The sequence below is a fragment of the Endozoicomonas sp. SESOKO3 genome (assembly GCF_024606255.1).
Window position 1 is genome coordinate 1 of record NZ_JAHHPR010000332.1, and the last position, 1,757, is coordinate 1,757.

The following is a 1,757-nucleotide window of genomic DNA, read 5'->3' on the forward strand; positions in this document are numbered from 1 at the left end:
GTGCTACAACACCAGAGGCTTTGAGGCAAATAACCCAAGAACAATTAAAGGTCTATTGCATGAAAAATAATAGCACAGGAATGACTGGAGAATCAGCAGTCGGGGCCATCGTCGTGCGTCTCGGTCTTAACGGGGGTGGGAGGAGTTATGGACAGCCATCTTAAAGAAGACCAGCTCCTTGAACACCGCGAAGCACAGGCCACTGATCTGGCCGAGGCCATGAAATCGCTGGAAAACTGGAGCCTTGTCGATCTCCCCAGGCATCTGACCATCCATGACTGCAAAGTCATCCTGCAACAAAGCCGTCGTCTGATTGAACGTCTTGAGAACGAACTCAGGGAGAAGCAGCATGGCCATCGGTAAAGCATCCAGACGTGGAATAGTGGCAGGCTGCCGTTTCGATGGCAGAGATATGTACCTGCTTATCAGCCCAGCCCCTGGTCAGCCCTGTTTATGGCACAGAGCCAACGACGTACAGCCTCTATTGGATATCAGGCGGCGGCAGGAAATCAGGCAACACTACCCTCTGCTTGCAGAGCAATTCCTTGAAGAAGAGAGATAGCAAATGCAACAAACCCCGCCATAGCAGCGGGGTTTTCTTTCTGGGAGCGCTTTAGTGATCACTCCCTAAAATGCAAAGCCAACTCCTTCTCAGCCTTCCCACCCTCGACAGTCCGAGCCAGATCCACCGCGCCCTGCAACTCCCCCCAGATCGCAGACACATACCTCGCCTGATGAACAGCATCGCTCAACGCATCATGCTTAACCCCATCGAAAAAAAAGTCCCGCTTGGGATCAATGCCCAGGATCGTCCGGCCCAGCTCAACGATGGTTCTCACGTCCCGATGATTCCAAAAGGCCCAGGGCGCTTTCAGACCACAGACATCAAAGGCATTTTCCAGAATCACATTATCGAACGAGGCACCATTGCCCCAGAGCTGGACAGAGCGCCTGAGTCTCTCCGGGATGAAGTCAAGAAATTCCTGTAACACTTCTGGTAATGGATAGCCGGAACGCTGGAAGATAGCCCGTGCATCATCGTCCTGCTTCAACCACCACTCAACGGTGGAAACGTCCATCTTTAAGCCTTCATCCACTGAAGACTGCAAAGTGACATTTCGAGAGAAGGTCTCCCCGATCTGACCTGTTACCGGGTCAAAGAAACAAGCCCCGATGCCAATAATGGCAGCCTGACTGCCGTTGCCCATGGTTTCCAGATCGACCATTAGATGTTTCATTCTTATTCTCCATTCACAATAAAGGACTTACCACTCGCCGCAATCAGTCCCATCTGTTCCATTTGTTTGATGATGTGTTTCGCCTTCGGGTACCCAACCTTCAGGCTGTCTTTAACAAACCGCACGGAGATCATTTCTCCGGGAGTCTGTTCTCTTATCAGCTGCCTGGCTTCCTCCAGTTTGCTGAGTTCTGTTTCTTCTGGCTCTTGCTCTTGCGTTTCTGAATCTTGTTCCTGTTCCTCCTGCGTTTCCGTTCTCGGTTCCCGGTGTTCCCGTTCCTGTTCTCGGTGTTCCTGTTCCTGTTCACGGTCTCCACTCTGGCAGCAGTGGCGTTTCTGGAACACGGGGAACAGAGCTACCGGAAAGACTCTCAGCGTTATACATCCATTACTTCTGTTATTGAGTTGAGAACCGAAGCAGCCCGGAAAGATATTGATAGCGGCTATAGGAATCGTGCTCTGGAAACACTGGACAAGATCGAGGAACAGAATCAGGAACGTTCGGTCCTGACCAGTGACT

General features: G+C 51.5%; 5 protein-coding genes. 3 read left to right on the forward strand and 2 right to left on the reverse strand.

Features of this window, described 5'->3' with window-relative positions; all coding sequences use genetic code 11:
* Window positions 1-147: 147 nt before the first annotated feature.
* Together KDK18_RS05870 and KDK18_RS05875 are read left to right on the forward strand one after the other, a co-directional pair.
* Window positions 148-363: a hypothetical protein gene (locus KDK18_RS05870; RefSeq protein WP_257253887.1), complete on the forward strand. Its 216-nt coding sequence runs from the start codon at window positions 148-150 to the stop codon at window positions 361-363.
* Window positions 350-562 carry a hypothetical protein gene (locus KDK18_RS05875; RefSeq protein WP_257253888.1) on the forward strand — a complete coding sequence of 71 codons (213 nt, stop codon included), beginning with the start codon at window positions 350-352 and terminating at the stop codon, window positions 560-562. The genes KDK18_RS05870 and KDK18_RS05875 overlap by 14 nt, the downstream gene beginning before the upstream one ends.
* A gap of 58 nt (window positions 563-620) precedes the next feature.
* Here KDK18_RS05875 and KDK18_RS05880 read toward each other — a convergent pair whose 3' ends face one another.
* Together KDK18_RS05880 and KDK18_RS05885 are read right to left on the reverse strand one after the other, a co-directional pair.
* Complete coding sequence (locus KDK18_RS05880; protein WP_257253891.1) at window positions 621-1,238, reverse strand: 3'-5' exonuclease; 618 nt, start codon at window positions 1,236-1,238, stop codon at window positions 621-623.
* A 2-nt stretch (window positions 1,239-1,240) separates the two neighbouring features.
* A complete protein-coding gene (locus tag KDK18_RS05885) occupies window positions 1,241-1,582 on the reverse strand; it encodes a hypothetical protein (RefSeq protein WP_257253894.1) in 342 nt (113 codons plus the stop codon).
* On the opposite strand from KDK18_RS05885, the gene KDK18_RS05890 reads away from it, so the two are divergent.
* A partial coding sequence (locus KDK18_RS05890; RefSeq protein WP_257253895.1) for a hypothetical protein occupies window positions 1,565-1,757 on the forward strand: 193 nt, incomplete at its 3' end. The two genes, KDK18_RS05885 and KDK18_RS05890, sit on opposite strands and share 18 nt — an antisense overlap.

Excerpts from the sequence above, each read along its gene's own strand:
- KDK18_RS05870 (WP_257253887.1), top strand. The coding sequence starts at position 148 with ATGGACAGCCATCTTAAAGAAGACCAGCTCCTTGAACACCGCGAAGCA.
- KDK18_RS05875 (WP_257253888.1), top strand. The coding sequence starts at position 350 with ATGGCCATCGGTAAAGCATCCAGACGTGGAATAGTGGCAGGCTGCCGT.
- KDK18_RS05880 (WP_257253891.1), bottom strand. The coding sequence starts at position 1,238 with ATGAAACATCTAATGGTCGATCTGGAAACCATGGGCAACGGCAGTCAG.